Genomic DNA, 25,799 nt, shown 5'->3' with positions numbered 1-25,799 from the left:
TTTATTATGTTTGTTAAAAATGTAAATTTTTATTACAGACAAATCCTTGAAAAATTTGAAAATTCTTATTTTGCAGAGGATTTGACTAAGGTAATTATAGGGATTGATTGTGATTATTTAGATGCTAATGAATTATCCTTTAGCGAGTTTAAAGCAAAATATTATGAAGCTTTAAGCAAGAATAAAATTTGCGACTTTGCTGGATTTTTTGGAGTTTTTAGTGCAAATTTTGTATCTTTGTTTGAAAAAATTCCACTTTCTTCTAAGAAAAATTATGATTTTCCTTTATTTTTATTTGCCAATGCTAAAGCTTATTTGATTTATGAGAAAAATAGCAAGATGTTTTTTAAATTTGGTGCTTCAAAATATTTTGAATATTTAAAAGATGATATTGAACCAATGAAAAAGAAGCAAAAAAATGATTTTGAAATTTTAAACTCTTTAGAAGATGAAAAAAATGATTTTTTAAAAATGTGTGAAAAAGCTAAAGAATATCTTTTAAGTGGAGATATTTTTCAAGTGGTCTTAAGTAAGCAACTTTGCATCAAGCATCAAGTAAATGCTTTTGATTATTATGAGAGTTTAAGTACTTTAAATCCAAGTGCTTATATGTTTTATTTTCCAAGCAAATATGGCGTTGTTTTAGGTTCTTCTCCAGAGTTTTTATTAAAAATTAAAAAAAGAGAGATTTATTTAGCCCCTATTGCAGGAACTAGAAATTTGGAAAATAACTGTGATCTTTTAGCTTTAGAAAAAGATCTTTTAAGTGATGAAAAAGAACTTAGTGAACATAAGATGCTTGTAGATTTAGCAAGAAATGATGCTTCTAAATTTGGCACTCAAACAAGAGTGGAAAATCTTTTTTCTATTATTAAAAATAAATTTGTAATGCACATAGTGAGTGAAGTGTATGCCAATATGAAAGAAGATGCGAGTATTTTCGATGTGATTAAGGCAGTTTTTCCAGCGGGAACTTTAAGCGGAGCTCCTAAAATAAGAGCTTTAGAGATCATTAGTGAGCTTGAGGATTGCGATCGTGGAGTTTATGGTGGTGCGGTAGGATTTTTAAATTTTAACGAAGACATAACTTTAGCGATTTTAATTCGTTGCGCTTTTTTTACTCAAGATAAGGCTTATTTGGCAAGTGGGGCGGGTATTGTTTTGCAAAGTGAGAGTCAAAAAGAATATGCAGAAATTTGTGCTAAACGTAGGGCGCTTTTGGTAGCTTTTGAAAATTTAAAAAAGGAAAATCAATGATACTTTTAATTGATAATTATGATTCTTTTGTTTTTAATGTTAAAAGCATGTTAGAGCAACTCAGCAATGATGAAATTTTAGTAAGAAGAAATGATGAAATTTCTCTGAGTGAAATTAAAAATTTAAATCCTACTCATATTATTTTAAGTCCTGGTCCAAAGCATCCAAGTCAAAGTGGGATTTGTCTTGAAATTTTTAAAGCAAGGCTTAATATCCCTGTTTTGGGCATTTGTTTAGGACATCAAGCTTTAGCTTTAGCTTTTGATTCTTTAGTGGTTAAGATGCAAGAGCCTATGCATGCAAAAAATTCTTTGATAAAACAATGCAAGGAAAATGAATTATTTTCTAATTTGCCTTCAAATTTTAGCGTGATGCGTTATCATTCTTTAGAGGTTAAACAGCTTAGTGATGAGCTTGAAATTTTAGCCCTTGATGAAAAGGGTGTGATTATGGCTTTGGGACATAAAAATTTACCTTATTATGGTGTGCAATTTCATCCTGAAAGCTATTTTAGTGAATATGGCTTACAGCTTTTTTCTAATTTTTTAAAACAAGATATAAAAAAATCACAAAAACAAGAAAATCCTTTAAGTTTTTATTTGCAAAAAATGAGTGAAAATCATTTTTTACAAAGCGATGATTTTGAGCAAATTTGTAAGATTATTATGTCTAAAGATTATGAAATTTTGCAAGTGGCGGCTTTGTTGATTTTAATCACTGAAAAGTCTTTAAATGAAAAATCTTTAAGTGCTTTTGTAAGACAAATTTTAAGATATTCTCAAACTTTTAGTGATGAGAGTGAGATGATTGATATTTGTGGAACAGGTGGAGATGGTTTTAAAAGTATCAATGTTTCTACGACTAGTGCTTTTATTTTAGCAGCTTTAGGAGTAAAAGTAGCCAAACACGGAAATCGTGCCATTTCAAGTTCTAGCGGAAGTACAGATGTGTTAGAAGCTTTAAATATAACTACTCCAAACACTTTAGAATCAGCTTTAAAACAACTAAACAATCAAGGGCTTAGTTTTTTACATGCTCCATTTTTCCATCCTTTAGTAGGAGAACTTAAAGAGATCAGATCAAGGCTTGGAGTAAGAACGGTTTTTAATGTTTTAGGTCCTTTATTGCACCCTAATTTAAAGTTAAAATATCAACTTATGGGAAATTATCACGCACCTGTGCATAGGCTTTTGATAGAGGTTTTAAAAAATTTAGGACGCAAAAAAGCTTTAGTGGTAAGAGGAAATGATGGTATGGATGAGCTTAGTATTTGCGATGAAAGTAAAATTTATGAGCTTTGTGAAGGAGAAATTTTAGAGTATTCTATCTGTCCTGAACAATTTGGTTTTAAAAGAGCTTTTCATAGTGAAATCATAGGATCTAGTGTATATGAAAACGCTAAGGATTTAAAAGATATTTTAAGTGGTAAAATGCAAGGGGCAAAATTTGATTTAGTAGTTTTAAATGCTATGTTTGCACTTTATACAGCCAATAAAGCAAGTTCGCCTTTAGTGGCTAAAGATATAATTTTAGAAGCCATTTATTCAGGTAAAGTTATAGAGTATTTTAAGGAGTATCAAGCTTATGCTAAAGCTTAAAATTTGTGGCATTAAAGATGAAAAAAATGCTAAAGATTTAGCTTTTTTAAATATTGATTTTTTTGGACTTATTTTTGCTAAAAGTCCAAGAAGAGTGAGTTTAGAACAAGCAAGAAATTTAAGTGCAATTTTTCATGAAAAAGATAAAAAAGTTGTCGGTGTTTTTGTAGATGAAAATTTGGAACAAATTTTAAGATGTATTCAAGAAGTTAAGCTTGATGGAGTACAAATTTATCGCACTATTACCAAAGAAGAATTTGAAATTTTAAAGGTGCAAAATGTTTTTGTATGGCAGGTGATAAGTGTGGAAGATAGTTTAGATTTAAAAAGTGAAATTTTTGCTGATTTAGTGCTTTTTGATGCTAAGGGAATTTTAAAGGGCGGTAATGGAATAAGTTTTGATTGGACTTTATTAAGTTCTTATGCTAAAGATTTTGCATTAGCTGGAGGCATAGGTTTAGATAATATTCATAAGGCTGTAAAAACAGGAGCTAAAATTTTAGATCTTAATTCAAAACTTGAAGATGAAAAAGGCTTAAAAGATATCAATAAAATAAAACAAATTTTAAAGGAGTTGAAAAAATGAAAAAAGCGTATTATGGGGATTTTGGTGGGCAGTTTTTGCCTGAAAGTGCAATGTTTGCTTTAAATGAGCTAGAAGGTGCTTTTTTGAAATTTTCTAAAGATAAACTCTTTAAAAAAGAATTAAACGAGCTTTTAAAAACTTATGTAGGCCGTCCTACTCCACTTTATTTTGCTAGAAATTTAAGCAAAAAATATCAGCATGAAATTTATTTAAAACGCGAGGATTTAAATCATACTGGAGCACATAAAATCAATAATGCTATCGCTCAAGCCCTTTTAGCAAAAAAAATGGGAAAGAAAAAAATCATAGCAGAAACAGGAGCAGGTCAACACGGACTTGCAACAGCCACTGCAGCAGCACTTTTAGGACTTGAATGTGAAATTTATATGGGGGCAATCGATGTGCAAAGACAGGCTTTAAATGTTTATAAAATGGAGCTTTTGGGTGCTAAAATTCATGCAGTACAAAGTGGGCTTAAAACTCTAAAAGAAGCTACTACTGCAGCTATTCAAGCTTGGGTTGGGGATATTAAAAATATTTTTTATGTGGTTGGAAGCGCGGTAGGTCCTTATCCTTATCCTAAAATAGTAACGCATTTTCAAAGCATTATAGGAAAAGAATGCAAAATGCAACTTCAAAAACTCAATAAAAAAGTAGATTATATTATCGCAGCTGTTGGGGGTGGAAGCAATGCAGCAGGAATATTTTATGATTTTATCAAAGATGAAAATGTTAAACTTATAGGTATTGAAGCAGGGGGGCTTGGCATTGATACGCCTTATCATGCAGCGACTTTAAATAAGGGAAAAACAGGCATTATTCACGGTATGAAAACCAAGGTTTTACAAGATGATTTAGGCAATATCTTGCCTGTACATAGTGTTTCTGCAGGGCTTGATTATCCAGGAATTGGTCCTTTGCATGCTTTTTTATTTGAAAGCAAAAGAGCGCAATATCATGCTATAAGTGATGAAGAATGTATGCAGGCTTTAAAATTACTTTGTAAAGAAGAAGGTATTATTGCAGCGATTGAAAGTTCGCATGCTTTGGCATTTTTAGAAAAACTTTGTCCAACTTTAAAAAAGAAAAGCGTGATAGTAGTAAATCTTTCAGGTAGGGGAGATAAAGATATGCAAATGATTAGAGATTATAAAAAAGGGGTGATTTATGGTTGATTTTAGAAAATTTTATAAAGAAAATGCAAATGTGGCTTATACGGTTTTAGGTTATCCAAATCTTCAAACAAGTGAAGCTTTTTTGCAAAGATTGGATCAAAGCCCTATTGATATTTTAGAACTTGGTGTTGCTTATAGTGATCCTATTGCCGATGGTGAGATTATTGCAGATGCGGCAAAAATAGCTCTTGATCAAGGTGCGGATATTCATAGTGTTTTTGAGCTTTTAACTAGGATCAAAACTAAAAAAGCTTTGGTTTTTATGGTTTATTATAATTTAATTTTTTCTTATGGCTTGGAAAAATTTGTGAAAAAAGCAAAATCTTTAGGGATTTGTGCTTTGATTGTACCTGAATTGAGTTTTGAAGAAAGTGATGATTTAATTAAAGAGTGTGAAAAATATAATATAGCCTTAATTACACTTGTAAGTGTTACAACATCTAAAGAAAGGGTTAAAAAGTTAGTAAAACATGCTAAAGGTTTTATTTATTTATTAGCAAGTATAGGTATTACAGGTACAAAAAGCGTCGAAGAAGCAATCTTGCAAGATAAAGTAAAAGAAATCAGATCTTTTACAAATTTGCCTATTTTTGTAGGTTTTGGCATTCAAAATAATCAAGATGTAAAAAGAATGAGAAAAGTTGCTGATGGAGTGATTGTAGGAACTAGTATAGTAAAGTGTTTTAAACAAGGAAATTTGGATATAATAATGAAAGATATTGAAGAAATTTTCAAAAAATAAAATTTTAAAACATATTTTTATTTTATATTTACTATAATTTTAAATTAAGTTTTTTATAAAGGTGATAGCTATGTTAAAGATTCTTGAGTATTCCATCACTCATTTTTGCGAGCATATCTTAAGACTTCGCATTGAAGCAGCTCAAGATATAAGCGGTGAACTTTATGGAGCGAGTATTCCTATCATGGGCAAAAGCGAAGGAGAATGTAATTTTTATTTATTTTTTCCAAAAGAATTTTTAAAAAAAATTGCAGAAATTTTAATTAATGATGAAAAATTTAAAGAAGATGACTGGTGCGATTTAACTAAAGAATGCGCCAATCAGATTATAGGTTATGCTAAAAATTTGTTAAATGATGCCAAGGGTGATGACGAGTATAAACTCGGAATTCCGGAATATTTAGGAAAAGTTGATTTTTCTGAAATAGTTCTAGATGAAGCTTTAACTTATAAATTTGAAAATTGTTATTTTAGAATAGGATATTGCAAATAATGAGCGATGATATAGAGTTTAACATTCATCATGGGCTTTTACAATCTTATGAAGATATCTTAGATATTACAGTAGATTTTGTAAGCGAGCTTGGAACTACAAATATGAGTGTAGCGGAGCTTTTAAAACTTGAAGTAGGTTCGGTTATTGATCTTGAAAAGCCTGCTGGAGAAAGCGTTGAGCTTTATATCAATAAAAGAATTTTTGGCAAAGGCGAGGTTATGGTTTATGAAAAAAATCTCGCTATAAGAATTAATGAAATTTTGGATTCTAAGACTGTGCTTCAATACTTTAAAAAAGAAATTTAAATGAGATTACTAGTATTATTTTTTTTAATTTTACCTTTATATAGTGTTGAGTTGATTAGTTATAATATCTACGATAGAAATGACCGAGTAGATTTAATGCTTTCTTTTGATAATGCTTATAATGGCAAGATTTCTCAAAAAAAAGAAAAAAATTTAACTCTTTTAACTTTTAGTGATTTAACATATTCTAAAGATGAATTAAAAGAACTTAACTCTCAGCTTGTAGATAAAATTAGTATTAGTTCTAAAAATAATAATACCTATATTATGCTACAAAATAAACAAAATATTAATTTAGAACTTAGCTCTATCAATGATAAATTTGGAGTAAGAATACGAGCTATAGAGCAAGGGAAAGCAAATATCGAATCTGTAGCATCACCTATAACTACTGCGAATAATTCTCAAGAATTAATGCCTAAACCAAAAAGTACAAGTTTAGAAGGGTATGATTATACAAATTATATCTTAGTAATGTTGATTTTAGTTATTTTGTTAATAGTGCTTTGGTGGTTTAAAAAGACTATGGTTTATAAAAATAACAATGTTTCTAGAGATTTTACTATGATTTTCCAAAGATTTTTAGATAAAAATAATCAACTTGTTGTTTTTGATCACGCCAACAAACGTTATACAATGATAATAGGTAATTCCAATGTACTTTTAGAAAGTGTTGAAATTCCAGAGGAACAAATAATAAAACATACAGAAAAAACAGAGAAAAATTTTGATTCTTTTTTTGAAGAGAATAAAAAAAGAATTCAAAATCTTATAGAGCAGCGTCAAAAAGGTAAAAAATCTTAAATTTTTTGATTGATTGCTAATGCTATGGTAGCTGGTTTTGCAATTTTTTTGAGCTCATCTTTGGGTAAATTAAGAATTTTGTTTTCTTGATATATATAAAGAGTATTGTTTGCAAAAGCAAAATCAATCTTATCTTCATTTGTGCTTAAAGTTTTAGCTAAGCACAAAATAAAATTAAGCCATGAAATGGTATGAATATTGGGTAAAAGTTGTTTATAGGGTTCAAGATTATAAGGATTAACTTTTTTTCCATTAAGCTTAATAATGCTAGCAATTAAAGCTTTTTCTTTATGCGAAAATCCATAATTTAATCCACCTAGTACAAAATGAGCAGAGTGTTCATTAGCAAAATAGAAATTTAAATATTCTCCAATATGGCATAATTTAGCAGCATTTAGTAAAGTATGCTTATAGTTATCATTAAGTTTATGAAGATTTTTAAGGGTTGTAAAAATTTGCAGAGCAAAATGTGGAGTTTTATTTTTTTGTTTTGATTGTAAAAATTTATCTTGTAAACATTTTAAACTAGGATTGAAATTTGGTGGAAAAGTGATTTTAGGACGAAGCAAATCTTGTAAATAAACTCCTTCTCTGATTCCAACTCCACTCGTGATAACTTGCTTGGCTTTTATTTTTTCCGCAATCTTTAAAAAAATAAATATACCTTCTTTAATGGTATCAAAACGATCCTTTTTTATGCCAAAATTGATTAAAGAGTCTAAGTTTGAATTAAAAATTTTTAAAATATGTCCTTTTTCTTCATCTAGCATATAGCGAAAATCATGTAAATTTTTCAGTGGATAGGAATTTTTTTGCATGATGGAATTAGATATTGCTCTTAAGCTTCCACCTATTGCAATAAGGTTTTGATTGCAAAATTCTTTAGGAATTTGTTCTAAAATTGGTTTTATAAATTCTTCTAAAGAATCCATTTTTCCAGTATCATAGAATAATTCTTTTAGCCTAACAGTGCCAATATCAAGAGATATGCAAGAAATAATTCTATTATTTTTTATTAAACACAATTCACTAGAACCACCACCTATGTCTAAAGTGGTTCCATCCTTAAAAGGACTTAATAAATTTAAAGCCGCAAGACCACCTAAGTAGCTTTCGCTTTTTCCATCTATACAGCGTATATTTAAAGACAGATTATCTTTGATTCTCTTAATGAAATTTTTTGAATTTGGGGCATCTCTTAAGGCTGATGTGCCTACTATAAATATTTTTTTGCATTTATGCTTTAAAGCGCATTGTTTGAAAAAAGCTAAAGCATCTTCAGCTCTTTGCATGGCTTCTTCTTGGAGAATTTTGCCATTATTATAAGCATTTTCTCCAAGTCTTACTTTGCGTTTGTATTCGCAAGTTGTATAAAAACCATATCTAGAAGTTTTTTCAAAAATCACCATTCTAATGGAGTTTGAGCCAAGATCAACAACGGCTGTTTTTTTTGCCATTAAAATTCTCTATCTCTATGTTTGAGTTTTAATTCTTCTATAGTTTCTACATTATCAGGATCAGGAATGATACATTCATATGGGCAAGCAACAATACAGGCAGGCTCTGAAAAATCATTAACGCACTCTGAACAAAGATCAGGGTCTATTACATAAATTGGACTATTTTCATAAATAGCTTCATCAGGACATTCTTCTCTGCAAGCATCACAACATACGCAGTCTTTTGTAATTAAAAGAGACATCATAACCTTTCAAAAATTTAAAAAATAATTTTAGTTTATACAATAACCAAACTTAAATAAAATATAAAAATAGAAATAAAGATAAATTTTTTGCACCGAAGGTGCAAAATTGTTAAGATTTTTTAGGGAAGCAGAAACGGTATCCTCTACGACGAACTGTTTCTATGGTAGATATATTTAATGGTTTATCCATTTTTTGACGAATTTGATTGATAGCTACTTCGATAACATTTGGAGTTACTAGCTCAGGTTCTTCCCAGATGGCATCTAAAAGTTGTTCTTTGGATACAATTTGATCCGAATGTCTTGCTAAGTGCGTTAAAACTTCAAAAGGTTTTCCTTTAAGTTCTATATCTTGACCTTTATAAGTAATTTTTTCCTCATCTGGATCAATAACTAAGTCTTCAATTTTAATAACATTGGTTCCGCCAAGTCTTAGTCTTGCTTCAATTCTTGCGAGTAGAATATCAAAATCTAAAGGTTTTTTAACAAAATCATCAGCTCCAGCTTTCAAAGCTTTGATTTCTGTTTCTTTGTCTGTTTTTGAAGACATAATCATAACTGAAGTTCTTGGAGATTTATGTTTAATAGTGTTAACAAGTTCCGCTCCATCTCCATCAGGTAAAGTCCAGTTTGCTAAAACTAAATCATAATGTCTAATGCCGATAAAGTATTCTCCATCTTTAAAATTTTCAGAAGAATCGGTTTGATAACCAAATTCATTAAGATTGTCTATAATTGTTTTATTTAGGCTAATCTCATCTTCTATAACTAAAATTCTCATTTGTTCTATCCTTATTAAGAAAAATTTAAAGAATTATATCATAGCTTAAGTAAATGTTTAGATATCTTTAAAAAAAAATTAATATTTTTTTTTCAATTTAACCCCAACTGTAGCATTTTTTATTATATGGGGTTTGAAAATTTTTATGTTAAGATTGGTTAAATTAGGAAAATCTTTTTTTAAATTTAAGCTTACAAAGTCTAAAGACTCTTCAAGGGTGTAAAATTCTTCTTTTTTATACCATTTTTTAATTTTGGTAATTACCTCTGCATAATTTAAAAATTCATTTGCTTTAGCTTTAAGCTTGATAATAATTTTTTGTTTTTTCCTTCTTTCGAAATCTAATATACCGATGATACACTTAAAGTGAAATTTTATTTTTATATGACTTTGCATTCTTCTTTAAAAATCAATCTTTTAATATTAGGTAGATGTTTATATACTATAATAAAAGCGATAATGAAAACGGGTGCATGTGTATGAATTTCTAAGTCATAATTAAATATAAAAGAACTTACAACAAAAGCAAGTAACGCTGCTAAAGAAGCTAGCGAAGATATTTTAAAAATTTTTCCAATAACTACCCACACAATAAATGCTGTAAGCACTTCCAATGGAAGCAAAACTATCATAGCACCTGCTCCTGTTGCTATGCCTTTCCCTCCTTCAAATAACAAGTAAATTGAAAAACAGTGTCCAAAAATAGCCAAAACTGCCACGCTCCAAAGCAAAGCTTGATCATAATGAAGAAATTTCAAGATTAGTAAAGGAATAGCTGCTTTTGCAAAATCTAAAATTATTGTAGCAATGGCAAGTTTTTTTGCTAGTTTGGGATTTTTTTCTTTTACTACTCTTAAAACATTGGTTGCCCCTATACTTTTTGAACCTTCTTTTTTGATATCAGTTTTAGCAAAAAATTTAGCTAGGATTAGCCCAAAAGGGATTGAACCTAAAAGATATATAAAAGCGTAAATTATTAAATTTTCCATAATATCCTTTTCAAATCATCTTAAAATTTTAAGATTTATAACTAAAAATTATATCTTATGAAAATAAATAAACAAAAAATAATTTTTAAGATAAAAATAGTATTAATTAATTATAAATATTTTTCAATAATATTTATTTTTATTTAAGCTCTAAATGATTATTATTTTATTTTAATTTATCTTTAATAGGAGTTTGTAAATGAAAGTAAAATCATTGCTAATCGCATCCTTAGTTGCTTTTTCAAGCTTAAATGCTGCAAGTCTTATAGATGAAGCTAAAAATTCAGGTCTTGTTGCCTTACCAAAAGATCAAAAAGGCGTTGATGAAATTTTAAAACAAAATGGAGTAAAGGCTAGTGAATTTACTCTTGAAAAAGCAGAGCTTGGTAAAAAGCTTTATTTTGAACCACGCCTTTCAAAAAGTGGTATCATTTCTTGTAATACCTGTCATAATGTAGGACTTGGTGGAATAGATGGAATCAGTACTGCAATAGGTCATAAATGGACAGCAAATCCTCATCATTTAAATTCACCAACAGTTTATAATGCAGTTTTAAATAGTACTCAATTTTGGGATGGTCGTGCAGGAACATTAGCCGATCAAGCTAAAGGTCCAATCCAAGCTGATCCTGAAATGGCAACTCCTGCTAAACTTGCAGTAGAAAAAATTTCATCTTTGCCTGAATATGTGAGTGAGTTTAAAAAAATCTATGGTAAAAGCGGTGTAAATTTTGACAATATTGCTGATGCAATTGCAAATTTTGAAAGAACTTTGATCACTCCATCTCGTTTTGATAAATTTTTAGAAGGCGATGAAAAAGCTTTAACAAAAGAAGAACAAAAAGGCTTAAAGCTTTTTATAGACAAGGGTTGTGTAGCTTGTCATAATGGTGTGAATTTAGGTGGCAATATGCAAGCGTTTGAAGTTGCTGGTAAATATAAATTTGCAAATTTAGGTGATTTTAAAGGTGATGCAAATGGCATGGTAAAAACTCCAACTTTAAGAAATGTTGCTGAAACTGCTCCATATTTTCATAATGGTGCGATTTGGAATTTAAAAGATGCTATTAAGGAAATGGGTAGTGTGCAACTTGGCATTAAAATTTCTGATAAAGAAGCAAAAAGTATTGAAACTTTCTTAAAATCTTTAACAGGAACAAAACCAGCAATTGTTTATCCACAACTTCCTATTTCTACCGAAAGAACTCCTAAACCTGAACTATAAGGTTCCAAGCAAGCTCTATTTTTAGAGCTTGTTTAAATTTCTTTATCTTAGCTTTGTTATAATTGTCTTTAAATTTTGCTAGAAAGGTTTGCAATGAAACTTTTTGGAACTGATGGAGTTCGTGGAAAAGCGGGTGAATTTTTAGATAGTTTTTTGGCTATGCGTTTGGCAATGGCTGCGGGTATTTATTTTAAAGATAAAAGTATTACTAATAATATCTTAGTAGGAAAAGATACAAGAAGAAGCGGCTATATGATAGAAAATGCTATTGTTTCAGGGCTTACTTCTATAGGATATAATGTTATACAAATTGGTCCTATGCCAACTCCTGCGATTGCATTCTTAACTGAAGATATGCGTTGTGATGCAGGGATTATGATTTCAGCTTCTCACAATCCTTATTATGATAATGGTATTAAATTTTTTGATGCTCATGGAAATAAACTCAGTGAAGATATAGAGAAAAGAATAGAAGAAATTTATTTTGATGATAAGCTTATACAAGCCTCTAAGGTGGATATGGAAAAAATTGGTCAAGCAAAAAGAATTGATGATGTTATAGGAAGGTATATTGTTTCTATTAAAAATTCTTTTCCAAAAGATCTTACTTTAAAGTCTTTGCGTGTGGTTTTAGATGTGGCTCATGGGGCAGCTTATAAGGTAGCACCTACTGTTTTTAAGGAATTAGGTGCTGAAGTTATAGTAATGAGCGATAAACCTAATGGACTTAATATCAATGAAAATTGTGGAGCTTTACATCCTGCAAATTTAGCTGCTGAGGTAAAGCGTTTGCGTGCAGATGTGGGCTTTGCTTTTGATGGTGATGCAGATCGTTTGGTGGTTGTAGATGAAAAAGGAGAAGTGGCTAATGGAGATAGTTTATTAGGGGTTTTAGCGCTTTATCTTAAAGAACAAGGTAAATTACAATCAAGTATTGTGGCTACTATAATGAGTAATGGTGCTTTAAAAGAGTTTTTAAATAAACATGGCATAGAACTTGATACTTGTAATGTGGGCGATAAATATGTGCTTGAAAAATTAAAAGCTAATGGTGGAAATTTTGGCGGAGAGCAAAGCGGACATATTATTTTTAGCGATTATGCAAAAACTGGAGATGGTTTGATAGCTGCTTTGCAATTTAGCGCTTTAATGCTTTCTAAGAAAAAATCTGCAAGCTCTATTTTGGGTCAAGTCAAACCTTATCCTCAGCTTTTAATCAATCTTAAAATTGCAGAAAAAAAAGATTTAGATAAAATTAAAGGTTTAAAAGAATTAAAAAAAGATTTAGAAAATAAAAATATTAATACCTTATTTCGCTATTCTGGAACAGAAAATTTGATAAGACTTTTGCTAGAAGCTAAAGATATTAAGCTCTTAGAAAAAGAAATGAAAAATGTTGTGGAGTTTTTTAAGAAAGCTTTAAATGGCTAAAACTTTTAAATTTATTTTTTATTTTTGGGGTGCCTTTGTTTTGGTTTTTACTCTTGATCAATGGGTAAAATCCTTAACTTTAGCAGGACTTAGATGGCAGAGTGAATACTTAGATTTAACTTATGCTCTAAATACAGGCGTAGCTTTTTCAATGTTGAGTTTTTTAGAGCATAATTTAAAATATTTACATCTTGCTTTAATTGGCGTGCTTTTTATTTATCTTTTTTGGCAAAAAACACTTTTAAAAACTCATAATATAGCTTTTGGAATGATGCTTGGTGCTGGTGTTTCAAATTTATTGGATCGTTTTATACATGGAGGTGTAGTGGATATGTTTTTTTGGCATAAATGGTTTAATTTTGCTATTTTTAATGTTGCAGATGTCATGATAAATATAAGTGTAGCTTTGATTTTAGTACAAGAAATATTTAAAAAAAGGAAAAAAGATGACAGAATGGATTAATGATTATTATTTTTGGATTAAATGGGTGCATTATTTGGCATTTGTTTCTTGGATGGCGGGTCTTTTTTATTTACCTCGTCTTTTTGTGTATCATGCTGAACATAAAGACAATAAAGGTTTTGTCGAGATTGTAAAAATTCAAGAAAGAAAACTTTATTTTTATATACAAACTCCTGCAATGATTGTGACTTTAATCACAGGAAGTTTAATGTTGCATGCTCATAAGGAAGTTTTAATGGTAGGTTCGGGTTTTATGCATGTTAAACTTACCTGTGTTACACTTTTGATTATTTTCCATATACATAATTATTATTGTTTAAAAGCTTTAGCAAATGATACTTCTGCTAAAAGTGGGAAATATTTTAGAATTTATAATGAATTCCCAACTATAATGTTTATTATTATCGCTTTAATGATGGTTGTTCGCCCCTTTTAGTTTGTCTCCGCTTTAAATTCCATACTAGCGGAGTTAAGCGGATCAATATTTTCTTTCATGATATCGATATAATCTTTATTTTTAAGACGCTTATCATCTCTAAATACTGCACGCACAAGATCCATTCCTGTGTAAAAATCTTTCATTAAAACCACAAAAAGATATTGACCAAATTCAGTTGCGATTAAAGCATTTTGATCTTTTATGATGGCACCACTTGTTTTAAGCCCTAAAAGTTCTATGAAAAGTTCTTTTTCGAGGTTGCAATTTAGGGTTTTATTAAATTGATCAATTTCTATTTTTCCTGAAAAAATTTCAGTTAAAAAGACATATTTGATAATTTCTTTTTTATCAAAACAAGCTTTGGCTATATTAGCATTTTGTTTTTCTTGTATAAATTTAGCATAATCATTTAGATTAAATGCATTGATTAAAAGCTCCCCATCTAAAAAGCTAAAAGCCCCGCTGCCCACTCCTAGATATTCATGATGAGAACTAACATATTCGTCATTAAGCTTGTTTTTTTCTAAAGAAAAACTCCAACCATTGTTTTGGGTATAGTCTTTAAAAAATTCACATATGATTTGATAATAAGTAAATTCATTATCTTTAATGCTTACTCCTAAACTTTTAGCGATATTATCTTTGGTAAGATTTGATTTCATTAAAGGATAGGTTGTGATTTGTTGCGGGGCTAAATTTTTAGCAATTTCTAAGTCATTTAAAAGTTGTTTTTCGCTTTGTCCTGGAAGATTGAAAATAAGATCTATACTAAAAATAGGTAAAATTCCTAAAGCTTTTGAAATTTTTTCTTGAAGTTCTTTAGATGAACCAAATTTATTATATCTTGCCACTTTTTTTAAAGTTTCATCATCAAAACTTTGAATCCCACAACTTAAACGATCAATTATACCTTTAAACATAGAAAGCTTATTTGGATCAATATGATTTGGATCGCTTTCGCATGAAATTTCTTTTATATTAAATAACTTTTTACAAAGTTCTAAGGTTTTTAATAATTCCTCTTCGTTAATCAGTGTTGTACCACCACCCACATACATGGAGCTAAAATCAAAACCTTTATCTTTCATGATTTTAATTTCTTCTCTAAGATTTTGAAAATACACTTTGGCTAAATTTTCATCATAATAATATTTATGAAAGCTACAATAAGGACAAAAAGTATGGCAAAAAGGTACATGGGCATAAAGCATATAGCTTTTGTCTTGTTTTGGAATTTTTTCTTTGGGTTGTTTTAAAAGTTCGACATTGAAACCTTTTTGGAGGGATTTTTCCATCATAGTATGAGAGTATTTTAAAGCTAAATTTTGAAATAAATTCATAAGTGGCCTATATATTAAAATATTTAAGGTATAACTTTATCAATTTTTAGCTAAAATAGGAGTAAATTTTTTATTTCTTAAATAAAAAATGGGATTAAGTTTTTAAATTATTTAAAAAGGATATAAAATGGATAAAGCCAAAATTGTTCAAAATTTAAATGTTTTGTTTAAACAAAGAGCAAAGTTTTACTCTTATTTTGATGAAAATATTGCTAAAATCAATAATACTGAAGTATTTGATTTTAAGAATGCTAAAAATTTAAATCCAGAAGAGGTATATAGGCAATTTTATCATTTTGATTATGCTATAAGAAAATTATTGCCTGCTATTTACAAGGCTTATGAAATTATAGATGCAGATTTAGACAAAGATTTTTAATTTATTTAGAGAATAGAACAAACTATTCTCTAAAAGACATATCTAAATTTTTTGATTCTTCTTTTATATTTTTGCCTGTATCTTCGCTTTGCTCAAATCCTCCACCAAATGCTTTGATTACATCTACTATGGAATTAGCATAAGAATATTTAGTATTATTAAAAGCAACCGCAGCATTAAGCCAATTTTGACGTGACTCTAAATAATCTTGCAAAGACATTTCTCCTATATCATAGCGTTCTTTAGCAATTTCATAGATTCTTTTGTAAGATTGTTCGCTTGCTTGTGCATTATCGTATTGTAAGCGTATAGTTTTTCTAGCTACTAAAGCATAGCGAATTTCTCCAAAAGCAGTAATCAAGGTATTTTGATAATTTACAAAAGCTTCATCTTTACTAAGCTTGGCTAAATTTATATTTTGGTAAATTTCACCCCAATGAAAAATAGGCAGAGTAAAGTTTCCACCTATATTCCAAGTTTTAGAACCTCCTTTAACCAAGGTATCTAAATCCCCGCTTTCAAATCCCAATAATCCTGTTAAAGAAAGGCTAGGCAAGAAAGCCGTGCGAGATACTCCAATAAGATAATTTTGCTGAGTTAATTTTTCTAAAGAAGAGGCAATATCTGGACGTTGAAGCAAGATGGTACTTGAAATTCCAGTTGGAATGTCAAATTCTTTAAGATTAAAAACTTGATAGTTTTGATTTTTGTAAAGTATGTCATTTAAATCATTTGAAGTTAAAATTTTTAAAGCTTTAAGGTAATTTTCTTTATTTAATTTTGCTTCATTATATTGCAAAGCTATACTTTCTAAGTTTGCTCTTGCTTGAGCAAGTTCATATTCACCTACAGCGCCAACTTGAAATTTTTCATCATTAATCCTATAAATTTCTTTTGCAGATTCATAGGCTTCTTTAAGAGCATTTTCATTTTCATAAGCATTTACAAGATTGAAATAAGTTTGAACCGTATTTGAAATAACAGAAAGTCTTGCAGCTTCATAATCATACTCACTTGCTTTAAAGCCTGATTTTGAGGCGCGATATGTATCGCGATATTTTCCCCAAAGATCGATTTCATAGCTTAAATTAAGCCCCATTTTAAAATCATTACCGTAACTTACTTCCCCGGTTCGATTGCTTGGAGCATTTATAGCTGTTTTTGAACGATTACCGCTTGCGCTACCATCAAATTTTGGCAACAAACTGCTAAAATCTATACCTAATTGAGCAGCAGCTTGTTCCATGTGTATGAAGGCAAGTTTTAAATCATTATTATTTTTAAGTGCTAAATCAACCACTTTATTTAAATTTTCATCATCAAAATCTTTCCACCAATTTTTTGTGATAGAGCTATTGTTTTCTTTTTCCCAGGATAAGGCTCCAAACTTATTATCAATGCTATAGTTTGCTTCGGGAATATTTAAATTTGGACTTAAAGAGCAAGCTGAAATCAAAAGAGTAAAACTTGCTATAGCGCTAATTGAAATTATTTTATTCATGAACCTTACCTCTTTTTTTATCTAGCCATTCATTAAAATTTTCTAAAAGATAGAAAAATAAAGGCACAAAGAATATCGCTAAAGTTGATGCTGCGATCATTCCACCAATAAGCCCTGTTCCTAAAGAGTGTCTTGAAGCACTTCCTGCTCCTGTTGCGAAAATCATTGGCAAGACCCCAAAAGTAAATGCCAAAGAAGTCATTATGATAGGACGAAAACGAAGTTTTGCTGCTGCAACAGCTGCTTCAAAAACTCCTTTGCCTTTTTTAAAGCGCTCTTCCATTGCAAATTCTACGATCAAGATAGCATTTTTAGCTGAAAGTCCAATCAAGAGCAAAAGTCCTGTTTGAAAATATATATCATTGCTAAATCCTCTTAAATATACCAATAAAAATGATCCAAATACCGCAAAAGGCACAGCTGTTACAACTGCTAAAGGTATAAGCCATCTTTCATATTGGGCAGCTAGAATTAAGAAGACAAATATCATCCCTAAAGCAAAAGCATAGCTTGCTGTTCCTTTGCTAGAAACTTCTTGATAGGCTGATCCACTCCAAGCTATGGAATAATCATCCCCTAAAGTTTCTTTTGCTACTTGAGCGATCGCTTCTATAGCTTGACCTGAAGTATAACCTGGTGCGGGTTGACCTTGAACTTGTGCCGCTGGGAAAAGGTTGAATCGTTTTACATCATCAGGCCCTGAACTTCTTTGTAAAGTTAAGAAAGAATCAAGTGGTATCATTTTTCCATCGTTTGATCTTACAAAAATATTTTTTAATGCATCTTGTGTATTTCTAAAATCACCTTTTGCACGGATATTTACTTGGAAGTTTTTGCCTAACATAGAAAAATCATTAACATAATAAGTGCCTATAGTTGCATTCATTGTGTTAAAAACATCTTGCATGTTAAGATTGTAGTGTTTTAATTTATCTCTATCAATTATAAGCTTGTATTGAGGGAAAGTTGTATCAAGGGTTGTTCTTACTCTTGATAGTTCTTTTCTTTGGTTGGCTACAGCAACAAGTTTATTTACATCTTTTTGTATTTCATCATAACTTTTTCCACTTTTGTTTTGAACATACATTTCAAAACCACCTGTGATGCTTAATCCAGGTATAGGAGGTAGGCCTATAAATATACTTGAAGCGTTGCGATCAAAAGCAAATTTTTTATTAAGTTCCATGGCGATTTCATCAGCACTCACATTTCTATCTTTCCAATCTTGCAAGCCTATAAACATTGCAGCAGCGTTTTCTTTTAATGAGCTTGTAAAAAGATCAAATCCTATCATAGCCATTGCATCTTTAATTCCATTGGTTTTTAAAACTTCTTGACTTATATGATCAACTTCTGAGATTGTTCTATGAAGTGCTGAAGCCGAAGGAAGATTAATAATGCCAATCATCAAACCTTGATCTTCTTCAGGAACTAAAGAGCTTGGTACAGCTTTATAAAGATAAAAAATTGCTCCAAGCATAATACAAAAAATTAAAACAAAGCGAATGGTTCTTTTTAAAATATATGCTACTCCTGTGCTAAATACAGAAGTACTCCAATCAAAAAAATCATTAAATTTCTTTACAAATTTAAATGGCTCTCCTTCATTACGTCGTAAAAAGAGTGCACATAAAGAAGGTGTTAAAGTAAGAGCAACAAAACCTGATATGGCTACAGATATTGCTAAGGTAAGGGCAAATTGTCTTTGAATTTCTCCAACAAAACCTGATATAAAAGAAACGGGTATAAAAACAGCACAAAGTACAAGAACAATTGAAATAACCGGAGAGCTAACTTCTTGCATCGCTTGGATAGCAGCATCTTTTACGCTTATTTGTTCATTTTCGTGTAAAATCCTATCGATATTTTCCACAACTATAATCGCATCATCTACAACAATCCCTATAGCTAAAATCAAGGCAAAAAGCGTAAGCAAGTTAATACTAAAGCCTAAAACATAAAGTCCAGCAAAAGTTCCTAATAATGAAACAGGTACTGCTATCATAGGAATAAGCGTTGCACGGAAATTCTTTAAGAACATATACATAACAATGATAACTAAAATTAGAGCTTCAACAAAAGTTTTAATTACTTCTTTGATTGATTCTATCACAAATTTTGTTGTGTCGTAAGGAATTTTATATGTTAAACCTTTTGGGAAATTTTTTGAAAGTTCTTGCATTTTAGCCTGGACAAGTTCTGCTGTATGCAATGCGTTTGCCCCTGATTGAAGATTGATTATAATCGGAACTGCATCATTGCCATTTAATCGTCCTTGTGAGCTGTATTGCTGTGATCCTATTTCTACATCAGCTATATCTTTAAGTCTTAAAAATGATCCATCATCATTTGTTCTTAAAATAATATTTTCAAATTCGCTAGGATTTTGTAGTCTTCCTTGCATAGTGATTGAATAAACATAAGGGGATTTTTGAGTTACGGGCTCTTCGCCAATTTTACCAGTTGCGTATTGAGCATTTTGGTCATTAACCGCAGAAATTACATCAGTAGCTGTGATTCCAAATTTATTTAATAAATCAGGTTTTAGCCAAATTCTTAAAGAATAATTACGATTTCCTATAGCGTTTGCATCCCCAACTCCCGGAACCCTTTTTAACTCATCTAAAACATTTAAAGCGATGTAGTTGTATACATCCACTGCACTCATTGAACCATCATTTGAATACATAGAAATTGCAGCAAGTGTTGCTGAAGAAGTTTTTCTAACAGTTACTCCAAGTTTTTTAACTGCATCTGGCATTTTTGCAGTTGCAGCTGAAATTCTATTATTAACATCTATAGTGGCTTGATCGGGATCTGTGCCGATATCAAAATAAACAGTCAAACTCATAGTTCCTGAAGAACTTGAAGTTGAATCCATATAAATCATATTATCTGCACCATTGATTGCATCTTCGATAGGACTTGCAACCGTTGAAGCAATGGTTTGTGCATCAGCTCCTGTGTAAGTTGCGCTTACCTTAACCGTAGGAGGAGTTAAAGAAGGATATTGTTCTATGGGTAAATTTGTAAGACCGATGACTCCAGCTAAAGAAATGATAATTGCAACAACTGAAGCAAAAACAGGTCTTTCGATAAAAAATTTAGAAAACATTATTGTGCTCCAATTTCTTTAACTTCGCTACCAACTTGAATTTTTTTAAAGTTATCTAAAATGATTTTATCGCCATTTTGTAATCCTTTGTCAATGATAGCGTATTCATTGTTTTGGTAGCTTATATGTACAGAAGATTTTTCTACTTTTCCATTTTTAACAAGAAGAACATAAACATCATTTTGATCTTGTTTAATAGCTATTTGAGGCACTTTAAAGCCATTTTTTTGTATAAAACCTTCTGAAGTAATTGTTGCAAAAGCACCCGGTAAAAGTGTTGAGTTGTTGTTATCAAATACAGCTTTGGCTTTTACTGTTCCACTATTAGCATCTATAACGGAATCAATAAAATAAAGTTTGCCTTGAACGGTTTCTCCATTAAGATTTAAATTTGCATGAATGCTGTCTAAATCCCATTTTCCGCTTTGAGTATTGCGGACTAAATTTAGTTTATCTGTATCTGAAATAAAGAAATCTGCGTAAATAGGATTTAAATTTGTAACTCTAACTAGTTCAGTTGTTGAAGCACTTACATAATCCCCTATATTAACTAAAGCATCTCCTATAGTACCATCAAAAGGAGCTTTTATTTCGGTATGATCTAGATCAATTCTTGCATTTGCAAGTTGTGCTCTAGCAGTTGTTAGACTAGCTTTTGCATTATTAAATGTAGCAAGAGAAGAGTCGTATTCTTTTTGAGAGATTGCATTTTTGCTAAAAAGAGCCTTGGAACGATTAAAATCCTTGCTCGCGTTTTCAAAAGTTGCCTTAGCCATTAAAGCTTGTCCGTAAGCTGAATCAACGCTAGCTTTAAATTTATCTTGCTCTACAATAAATAATGTCTGTCCTTTTTTTACCTTATCTCCAGCCTTAAAAAGTTTATTTACTATTACGCCACTAACTTGAGGTTTTATAATAACATCATAATCACTGACAAGTTTAGCAGGATAAGTAAAACTAAGTGGCAAATCTTCAGATTTAGCACTCATTGTCGTTACAGGTTGAGGCGGCATTTGTATTTTTGGTGCTTCTTCTTTGCTACAAGCAGTGAGTAAAAGCACAACACTTAAAGCTAAAATAGTATTGTTTTGAAATAATTTCATGGTTTTACCTTGAAAAATTAAATTAAAAATTGTAATATTTATTACAAAAATTTTTGGCTAATTATATCTTAATTTTGGTTAATAAAATTATTTTTTAAGCTTTGGAGCCATTGATCCCATTTAGAAAAACGTTTACAACAAATTCAACATGTTCTTTTTGTTCTTTTTTATTTTTCAAAGGAGCATTAATTAAAACATTAAGATGATGATAAGGTTCTTTTAACATAGTGCAAAAAAGAACAGCAAGTTTTTCTGCGTTTTTTTTCATATAAGAATTATTTTGTTGCTTAAAAAAATCCATAAGTATGTTATAGGAAAAATTTTGTTGATTGTTTTCTATCCAATTAGCAAGGTGTCTATCTTTATCATAAACTTGAGAATAAACAATTTTACCAAAAGCTACAGCTTCTGGTTGATTAAAAATTTCTATAAAAGTTAAACCAAAAGAAGTTAAAATTTCTTTTAAAGTACCATTTTCAATTTCTTGTGTTTTGGAATAAATAAGATGAAAATGTTTTTTACATATGTCATCTAAAATTTCAAAGAATAATCCTTCTTTGCTTTTAAAACTATTATAAATATTAGAATAAGATCCTCCGGATAATTTAATAATATCACTCAAACTTGTTTCTTGGTAACCTTTTGTTAAAAAAAGCTCTAAGGCCACTGCTTTGATTTTCTCTTGTCTAGCTAAAACTTTTTGTGATGGTGTTCTATTTGAGTTCATTTTTTATCCTTTGTAAGAGTGTTTTTGGGGTATACAAATATACTTTTTCTAAAAACCGAAATTTTTTCATTATCTTTTGCATAAGCTTTTATATGTAAAGGAAAGATTACATCTTTTTTATCGTTGTTTGCTAAATTTTTTGTAGCTTTGATAACAACTATTTTTTTAACTTGTTCTCCTGCTTTTAATTTAAAAGGTTTGTTTGGTCTTATGATTTCAATTCCATCATTTATTCCTTCTAAATTTGCTGTAAAATAATATTCATGAGGTTTAGAATCTGTATTTTGAAACAAAAAGGTATAAGCATTTGAAATGACTAATTTACCTTTAACATTTGAAATATTATATAATTCACTACTACGATTGATATTTAAAAGCATGCTTTCTTTTTTGCTTCCCATGATAATTAAAGCCAATAAAGCAATTAAAAGAACTATAAAATATGCTATCGTTCTAAATCTTAAATAATGAACCTTAGAACGCGTTTCAATAGCTTTTGCACTTGTCCAATTGATCAAACTTGGACGATTAAATTTGCTTTGTACCTTAGAACAAGCATCGGCACATTCAAGACAATTAATACATTCAAGTTGCATTCCTTTGCGTATGTCAATATGAGTTGGACAGATGCTAACACAGGCTTCACAACCTATGCATTCTCCTTCAGGCGGTTTTTTATGAAGTTTGATGTGTCCATCATAAATCAAACCCCCGCGTTTTTCATCGTAGATCACTTGCATTGTATCATGATCAAACATTACAGATTGTATTCTTGCATAAGGACAGACATAAATACAAAATTTTTCTTGTAAATAGGTAATATCCAAAGTAAAAAGTAAGCTAGCACAAAATAAAACTCCAAGTAAAAGTAGATGCTCACCAGGATTTTGAATATAATTGAAAAAATCTTCAGGAGGAATAAAGTACCAAAGTAAATTACTAACAGCAACTAAAGATATAAAATAAAAAATTATTACTCCAAGAAATTTTTTAAAATATTGTCCCTCATATTCTTTTTGTTTGTTATTGATATTTTTGCGAATTTTAAGAATTTTAGTTTGTATGATATCTCTATATATAACTCTAAAAATTGTTTGTGGACAACTCCAAGCACACCAAATTCTTCCACCTAAAGTTGTAATAAAAAAAATAAATAAAAAAAGAAATATAAGAATAAAAGGCATGAGATAAAATTCTTGTGTTGAAAAAGAAATAAAAAATAGGTTTAATTTAGAGTGATCAAAACTTAAAAGAAAAAAATGATTTTCATTAATTCTTATGAAAGGTAGAGCAAATATGACAATACTTGCAATTAAATATATAAAATATCGTTTTTTTGTATAGTTTGTAATGTGTCCTTGCATTTTTAGACCTTAATTATAATTTTTAGCACTTTGTAACTAAGGATTATAGCTGATAAAAACTAAAACAATTTTTAAATGCTTTCTAAGTTAGAATTAATAAGAAGTGTTTTATAATTATATTTCACAACAAAAATTTACACAGAAAGGTGGTGAGGACTGTGCCAGGAATCAAGGTGCATCCTAACGAGTCTTTTGATGAAGCGTATCGTAAATTCAAAAAACAAGTAGATAGAAATCTAGTTGTAACTGAAGTAAGAGCAAGAAGATTTTTCGAGCCTATGACTGAAATTCGCAAAAAACAAAAAATTTCAGCACGCAAAAAAATGCTTAAAAGACTTTATATGCTTAGACGCTACGAGTCAAGACTCTAACCCAAAAGCCCGAAAGGGCTTTTTTTATATCTGCAAACTTCATTTGGTATTAAAAAGTATTTATTATTTTTTGTTAAAATTTCTAATCTAGATTTTCTGTTTTTAGGATAAACTTATGAAAAAAATCAAAAAAATCATTCAAATTGGTATGATAGGTGGTTTAGCAGCTGTTGCTGGAGGTGCTTTAGCAGGTTGTGGAAGTAATAATGACAATGCAGATACTTTAAATCAAGCAGCTAATGCTCAAGGAGCTTTTGTAATTATCGAAGAAACAGCTCCAGGGCAGTATAAAATCAAAGATCAATATCCAAGTGATGAAACAAGGGTAGTTTTAAAAGATCTTAATGGTACAGAAAGAATTTTATCTAAAGAAGAAATGGATGCTTTGATTAAAGAAGAAGCAGCTAAAATTGATAATGGAACTTCAAATTTAACTAAAGACAATGGACAAATCAGTAGCGGAGGATTGAGTTTAGGAGAAACTTTACTTGCAAGTGCTGCAGGTGCTATTTTGGGAAGTTGGATAGGTTCAAAACTTTTCAATAATCAAAATTTTGCTAATCAACAACGCGGTGCTTTTTCAAATCAAAGTGCTTATCAAAGAAGTGTGAATAGTTTTAATAAAGCAGGCTCAACGAGTTCTACCTCAAGCGCTAAAAAATCAGGCTTTTTTGGTGGAGGCTCTAAAGCTGCAAGTTCTAGTTCTTCTTTTGGTTCTTAAGGATAAATAATGCAATTATTACAAGTAGACAAACTTCAAAAAGATTATTTAGAAAATATAGGTTTTTCTTGGCATACAGATGAAGATGGAAGTGATTATATTAGCAATAAGTTAGTTTGTGTTAAGGAAAGTGAAGCTAATGCTTATTATGAAGCGGTAAATGAGCTTTATGATATGTTTATTGCTGCAGCGCAAGAAGTGATTGATAATGATCGTTTTGATGAGCTTGGAATTCCTTTTAATCTTATTGATGCGATTAAGATGAGTTGGGAAAATGAGGTTCATTGGCATTTATATGGGCGTTTTGATTTAGCGGGTGGACTTGATGGTAAGCCTATAAAACTTATAGAATTTAATGCTGATACCCCTACTGCTCTTTTTGAAAGTGCGATTTTACAATGGGCGCTTTTAAAACAAAATGGAATGGATGAAAGCGCACAATTTAACAGCATTTATGAAAGTTTGATGGATAATTTTAAAAGACTTATTACCCTTGATGAAAGTGTTGAAGGGTTTGAAGAGCATTATCAAGGATGGAAAATTCTTTTTTCAAGTGTTGCAGGAAGCAAAGAAGAAGAAATCACTACAAAATTACTTTCTCATATAGCCAATGAAGCAGGTTTTCAAACTAATTTTTCCTTTGTAGATGAGGTAGAATTTAGTGAAGAAGGAATTTTTAAAGAGGGTGAAAATTATGAGTATTGGTTTAAGCTTATTCCTTGGGAGGATATAGCTATAGAAGAGGGTGAACTTGCTATGCTTTTAACTCAGATCATGCGTAATCAAAGAGCGATTATTTTAAATCCTGCTTATACGCTTTTATTTCAATCTAAGGGAATTTTAAAAATTTTATGGGAGCTTTATCCAAATCATCCATTACTTTTAGAAACAAAAGATACTCCTTTAGAGGGTAAAAATTATGTTAAAAAACCTGTTTTTGGTAGAGAAGGCGCAAATATAAGTATAATTAAAGATGGAAAAACTTTGCATGAAAATGTAGGTCCTTATGGGAATAATAAGGCTATTTATCAAGAATATGTAGAGTTTAATTCATGTGAAAACGAATACTATCAAGCAGGTGTTTTCTTTGCCTATGAAGGGTGTGGCTTAGGATTTAGAAAAGGTGGTCTTGTGCTTGATAATTATTCTAAATTTGTAGGACATATTATAAAGGATTGAAAA

26 protein-coding genes and 1 pseudogene are annotated in these 25,799 nt (G+C 30.1%); 16 read left to right on the top strand and 11 right to left on the bottom strand.

The features are described from left to right. The first annotated feature begins 6 nt into the window (after positions 1-6). From AJN69_RS04365 to AJN69_RS04330, 8 genes are all read left to right on the top strand, one after another. Positions 7-1,257, top strand: a complete 1,251-nt coding sequence (locus AJN69_RS04365) for an anthranilate synthase component I family protein (RefSeq protein WP_070248593.1) — start codon at positions 7-9, stop codon at positions 1,255-1,257. Beyond that, the gene (gene trpD, locus AJN69_RS04360; RefSeq protein WP_002857539.1) at positions 1,254-2,855 is read left to right on the top strand and encodes an anthranilate phosphoribosyltransferase; all 1,602 of its coding nucleotides are present in this window, start codon (positions 1,254-1,256) and stop codon (positions 2,853-2,855) included. Before AJN69_RS04365 ends, trpD begins: the two co-directional genes overlap by 4 nt. Next, entirely contained in the window at positions 2,842-3,441 is a 600-nt protein-coding gene (locus AJN69_RS04355; protein ID WP_070248589.1) for a phosphoribosylanthranilate isomerase, read from the top strand. The genes trpD and AJN69_RS04355 overlap by 14 nt, the downstream gene beginning before the upstream one ends. Next, positions 3,438-4,616 (top strand): tryptophan synthase subunit beta, encoded by a 1,179-nt coding sequence (trpB, locus tag AJN69_RS04350; RefSeq protein WP_044778488.1) that lies wholly within the window; start codon positions 3,438-3,440, stop codon positions 4,614-4,616. The genes AJN69_RS04355 and trpB overlap by 4 nt, the downstream gene beginning before the upstream one ends. Beyond that, the gene (gene trpA / locus AJN69_RS04345; protein ID WP_070287903.1) at positions 4,609-5,358 is read left to right on the top strand and encodes a tryptophan synthase subunit alpha; all 750 of its coding nucleotides are present in this window, start codon (positions 4,609-4,611) and stop codon (positions 5,356-5,358) included. Before trpB ends, trpA begins: the two co-directional genes overlap by 8 nt. Before the next feature lie 70 nt (positions 5,359-5,428). Further along, positions 5,429-5,851 carry a chemotaxis protein CheX gene (locus tag AJN69_RS04340; protein ID WP_002854524.1) on the top strand — a complete coding sequence of 141 codons (423 nt, stop codon included), beginning with the start codon at positions 5,429-5,431 and terminating at the stop codon, positions 5,849-5,851. Continuing rightward, entirely contained in the window at positions 5,851-6,159 is a 309-nt protein-coding gene (gene fliN / locus AJN69_RS04335; protein ID WP_002824739.1) for a flagellar motor switch protein FliN, read from the top strand. The genes AJN69_RS04340 and fliN overlap by 1 nt, the downstream gene beginning before the upstream one ends. Continuing rightward, positions 6,160-6,963: a hypothetical protein gene (locus tag AJN69_RS04330; RefSeq protein ID WP_070287902.1), complete on the top strand. Its 804-nt coding sequence runs from the start codon at positions 6,160-6,162 to the stop codon at positions 6,961-6,963. On the opposite strand, the gene AJN69_RS04325 is transcribed toward AJN69_RS04330, so the two are convergent. The 5 genes from AJN69_RS04325 to plsY form a co-directional block, all read right to left on the bottom strand. After that, entirely contained in the window at positions 6,960-8,420 is a 1,461-nt protein-coding gene (locus AJN69_RS04325) for a Ppx/GppA phosphatase family protein (protein ID WP_002866641.1), read from the bottom strand. The genes AJN69_RS04330 and AJN69_RS04325 overlap by 4 nt on opposite strands. Next, the gene (locus tag AJN69_RS04320) at positions 8,420-8,665 is read right to left on the bottom strand and encodes a YfhL family 4Fe-4S dicluster ferredoxin (protein ID WP_002854647.1); all 246 of its coding nucleotides are present in this window, start codon (positions 8,663-8,665) and stop codon (positions 8,420-8,422) included. Before AJN69_RS04320 ends, AJN69_RS04325 begins: the two co-directional genes overlap by 1 nt. Before the next feature lie 112 nt (positions 8,666-8,777). Further along, entirely contained in the window at positions 8,778-9,449 is a 672-nt protein-coding gene (gene hsrA, locus AJN69_RS04315; RefSeq protein ID WP_002857553.1) for a homeostatic response regulator transcription factor HsrA, read from the bottom strand. A gap of 78 nt (positions 9,450-9,527) precedes the next feature. After that, positions 9,528-9,845, bottom strand: a complete 318-nt coding sequence (locus tag AJN69_RS04310) for a dihydroneopterin aldolase (RefSeq protein WP_002857609.1) — start codon at positions 9,843-9,845, stop codon at positions 9,528-9,530. Then, entirely contained in the window at positions 9,830-10,438 is a 609-nt protein-coding gene (gene plsY / locus AJN69_RS04305) for a glycerol-3-phosphate 1-O-acyltransferase PlsY (protein WP_002921511.1), read from the bottom strand. The genes AJN69_RS04310 and plsY overlap by 16 nt, the downstream gene beginning before the upstream one ends. 199 nt (positions 10,439-10,637) lie before the next feature. Here plsY and AJN69_RS04300 point away from each other — a divergent pair, with 199 nt between their 5' ends. From AJN69_RS04300 to hemJ, 4 genes are all read left to right on the top strand, one after another. Further along, positions 10,638-11,663, top strand: a complete 1,026-nt coding sequence (locus AJN69_RS04300; protein ID WP_053872645.1) for a cytochrome-c peroxidase — start codon at positions 10,638-10,640, stop codon at positions 11,661-11,663. Positions 11,664-11,756: 93 nt separating this feature from the next. Beyond that, the gene (gene glmM, locus AJN69_RS04295; protein ID WP_070210138.1) at positions 11,757-13,094 is read left to right on the top strand and encodes a phosphoglucosamine mutase; all 1,338 of its coding nucleotides are present in this window, start codon (positions 11,757-11,759) and stop codon (positions 13,092-13,094) included. Beyond that, a complete protein-coding gene (lspA, locus tag AJN69_RS04290; protein ID WP_044793899.1) occupies positions 13,087-13,557 on the top strand; it encodes a signal peptidase II in 471 nt (156 codons plus the stop codon). The genes glmM and lspA overlap by 8 nt, the downstream gene beginning before the upstream one ends. Further along, complete coding sequence (hemJ, locus tag AJN69_RS04285) at positions 13,541-13,993, top strand: protoporphyrinogen oxidase HemJ (RefSeq protein ID WP_002861126.1); 453 nt, start codon at positions 13,541-13,543, stop codon at positions 13,991-13,993. Before lspA ends, hemJ begins: the two co-directional genes overlap by 17 nt. On the opposite strand, the gene AJN69_RS04280 is transcribed toward hemJ, so the two are convergent. Beyond that, complete coding sequence (locus AJN69_RS04280; protein WP_053872675.1) at positions 13,990-15,336, bottom strand: coproporphyrinogen III oxidase family protein; 1,347 nt, start codon at positions 15,334-15,336, stop codon at positions 13,990-13,992. The genes hemJ and AJN69_RS04280 overlap by 4 nt on opposite strands. A 127-nt stretch (positions 15,337-15,463) precedes the next feature. Between AJN69_RS04280 and cmeU the strand changes: the two genes are divergently transcribed. Then, on the top strand, positions 15,464-15,715 hold the full coding sequence (gene cmeU, locus AJN69_RS04275; RefSeq protein ID WP_070287899.1) for a CmeU family protein: 252 nt from the start codon (positions 15,464-15,466) through the stop codon (positions 15,713-15,715). A 22-nt stretch (positions 15,716-15,737) separates the two neighbouring features. On the opposite strand, the gene cmeC is transcribed toward cmeU, so the two are convergent. The 5 genes and pseudogenes from cmeC to ccoG form a co-directional block, all read right to left on the bottom strand. Beyond that, positions 15,738-17,216, bottom strand: a complete 1,479-nt coding sequence (cmeC, locus tag AJN69_RS04270) for a multidrug efflux transporter outer membrane subunit CmeC (protein WP_070287896.1) — start codon at positions 17,214-17,216, stop codon at positions 15,738-15,740. Continuing rightward, positions 17,209-20,331 (bottom strand): multidrug efflux RND transporter permease subunit CmeB, encoded by a 3,123-nt coding sequence (cmeB, locus tag AJN69_RS04265; protein ID WP_002861130.1) that lies wholly within the window; start codon positions 20,329-20,331, stop codon positions 17,209-17,211. The genes cmeC and cmeB overlap by 8 nt, the downstream gene beginning before the upstream one ends. Next, positions 20,331-21,434, bottom strand: a complete 1,104-nt coding sequence (cmeA, locus tag AJN69_RS04260; RefSeq protein WP_044778501.1) for a multidrug efflux RND transporter periplasmic adaptor subunit CmeA — start codon at positions 21,432-21,434, stop codon at positions 20,331-20,333. Before cmeA ends, cmeB begins: the two co-directional genes overlap by 1 nt. A gap of 94 nt (positions 21,435-21,528) precedes the next feature. Continuing rightward, positions 21,529-22,161 (bottom strand): multidrug efflux system transcriptional regulator CmeR, encoded by a 633-nt coding sequence (gene cmeR / locus AJN69_RS04255; protein WP_002861132.1) that lies wholly within the window; start codon positions 22,159-22,161, stop codon positions 21,529-21,531. Further along, a pseudogene (gene ccoG, locus AJN69_RS04250) lies at positions 22,148-23,525 on the bottom strand (cytochrome c oxidase accessory protein CcoG). Before ccoG ends, cmeR begins: the two are co-directional and overlap by 14 nt. A gap of 158 nt (positions 23,526-23,683) precedes the next feature. On the opposite strand from ccoG, the gene rpsU reads away from it, so the two are divergent. From rpsU to AJN69_RS04235, 3 genes are all read left to right on the top strand, one after another. Continuing rightward, positions 23,684-23,896 (top strand): 30S ribosomal protein S21, encoded by a 213-nt coding sequence (gene rpsU, locus AJN69_RS04245; protein ID WP_002780697.1) that lies wholly within the window; start codon positions 23,684-23,686, stop codon positions 23,894-23,896. A gap of 115 nt (positions 23,897-24,011) precedes the next feature. After that, positions 24,012-24,617, top strand: a complete 606-nt coding sequence (locus tag AJN69_RS04240; protein WP_044778507.1) for a UPF0323 family lipoprotein — start codon at positions 24,012-24,014, stop codon at positions 24,615-24,617. A gap of 9 nt (positions 24,618-24,626) precedes the next feature. Continuing rightward, the gene (locus tag AJN69_RS04235) at positions 24,627-25,796 is read left to right on the top strand and encodes a glutathionylspermidine synthase family protein (RefSeq protein ID WP_002831077.1); all 1,170 of its coding nucleotides are present in this window, start codon (positions 24,627-24,629) and stop codon (positions 25,794-25,796) included. The last annotated feature ends 3 nt before the right edge of the window (positions 25,797-25,799 follow it).

The sequence above is a fragment of the Campylobacter sp. BCW_4338 genome (assembly GCF_001763255.1).
In the GTDB taxonomy this organism is placed as follows: domain Bacteria; phylum Campylobacterota; class Campylobacteria; order Campylobacterales; family Campylobacteraceae; genus Campylobacter_D; species Campylobacter_D jejuni.
The sequence above is the reverse complement of the archived record's forward strand: the minus strand, read 5'-3'. Positions and strand labels throughout refer to the sequence as shown.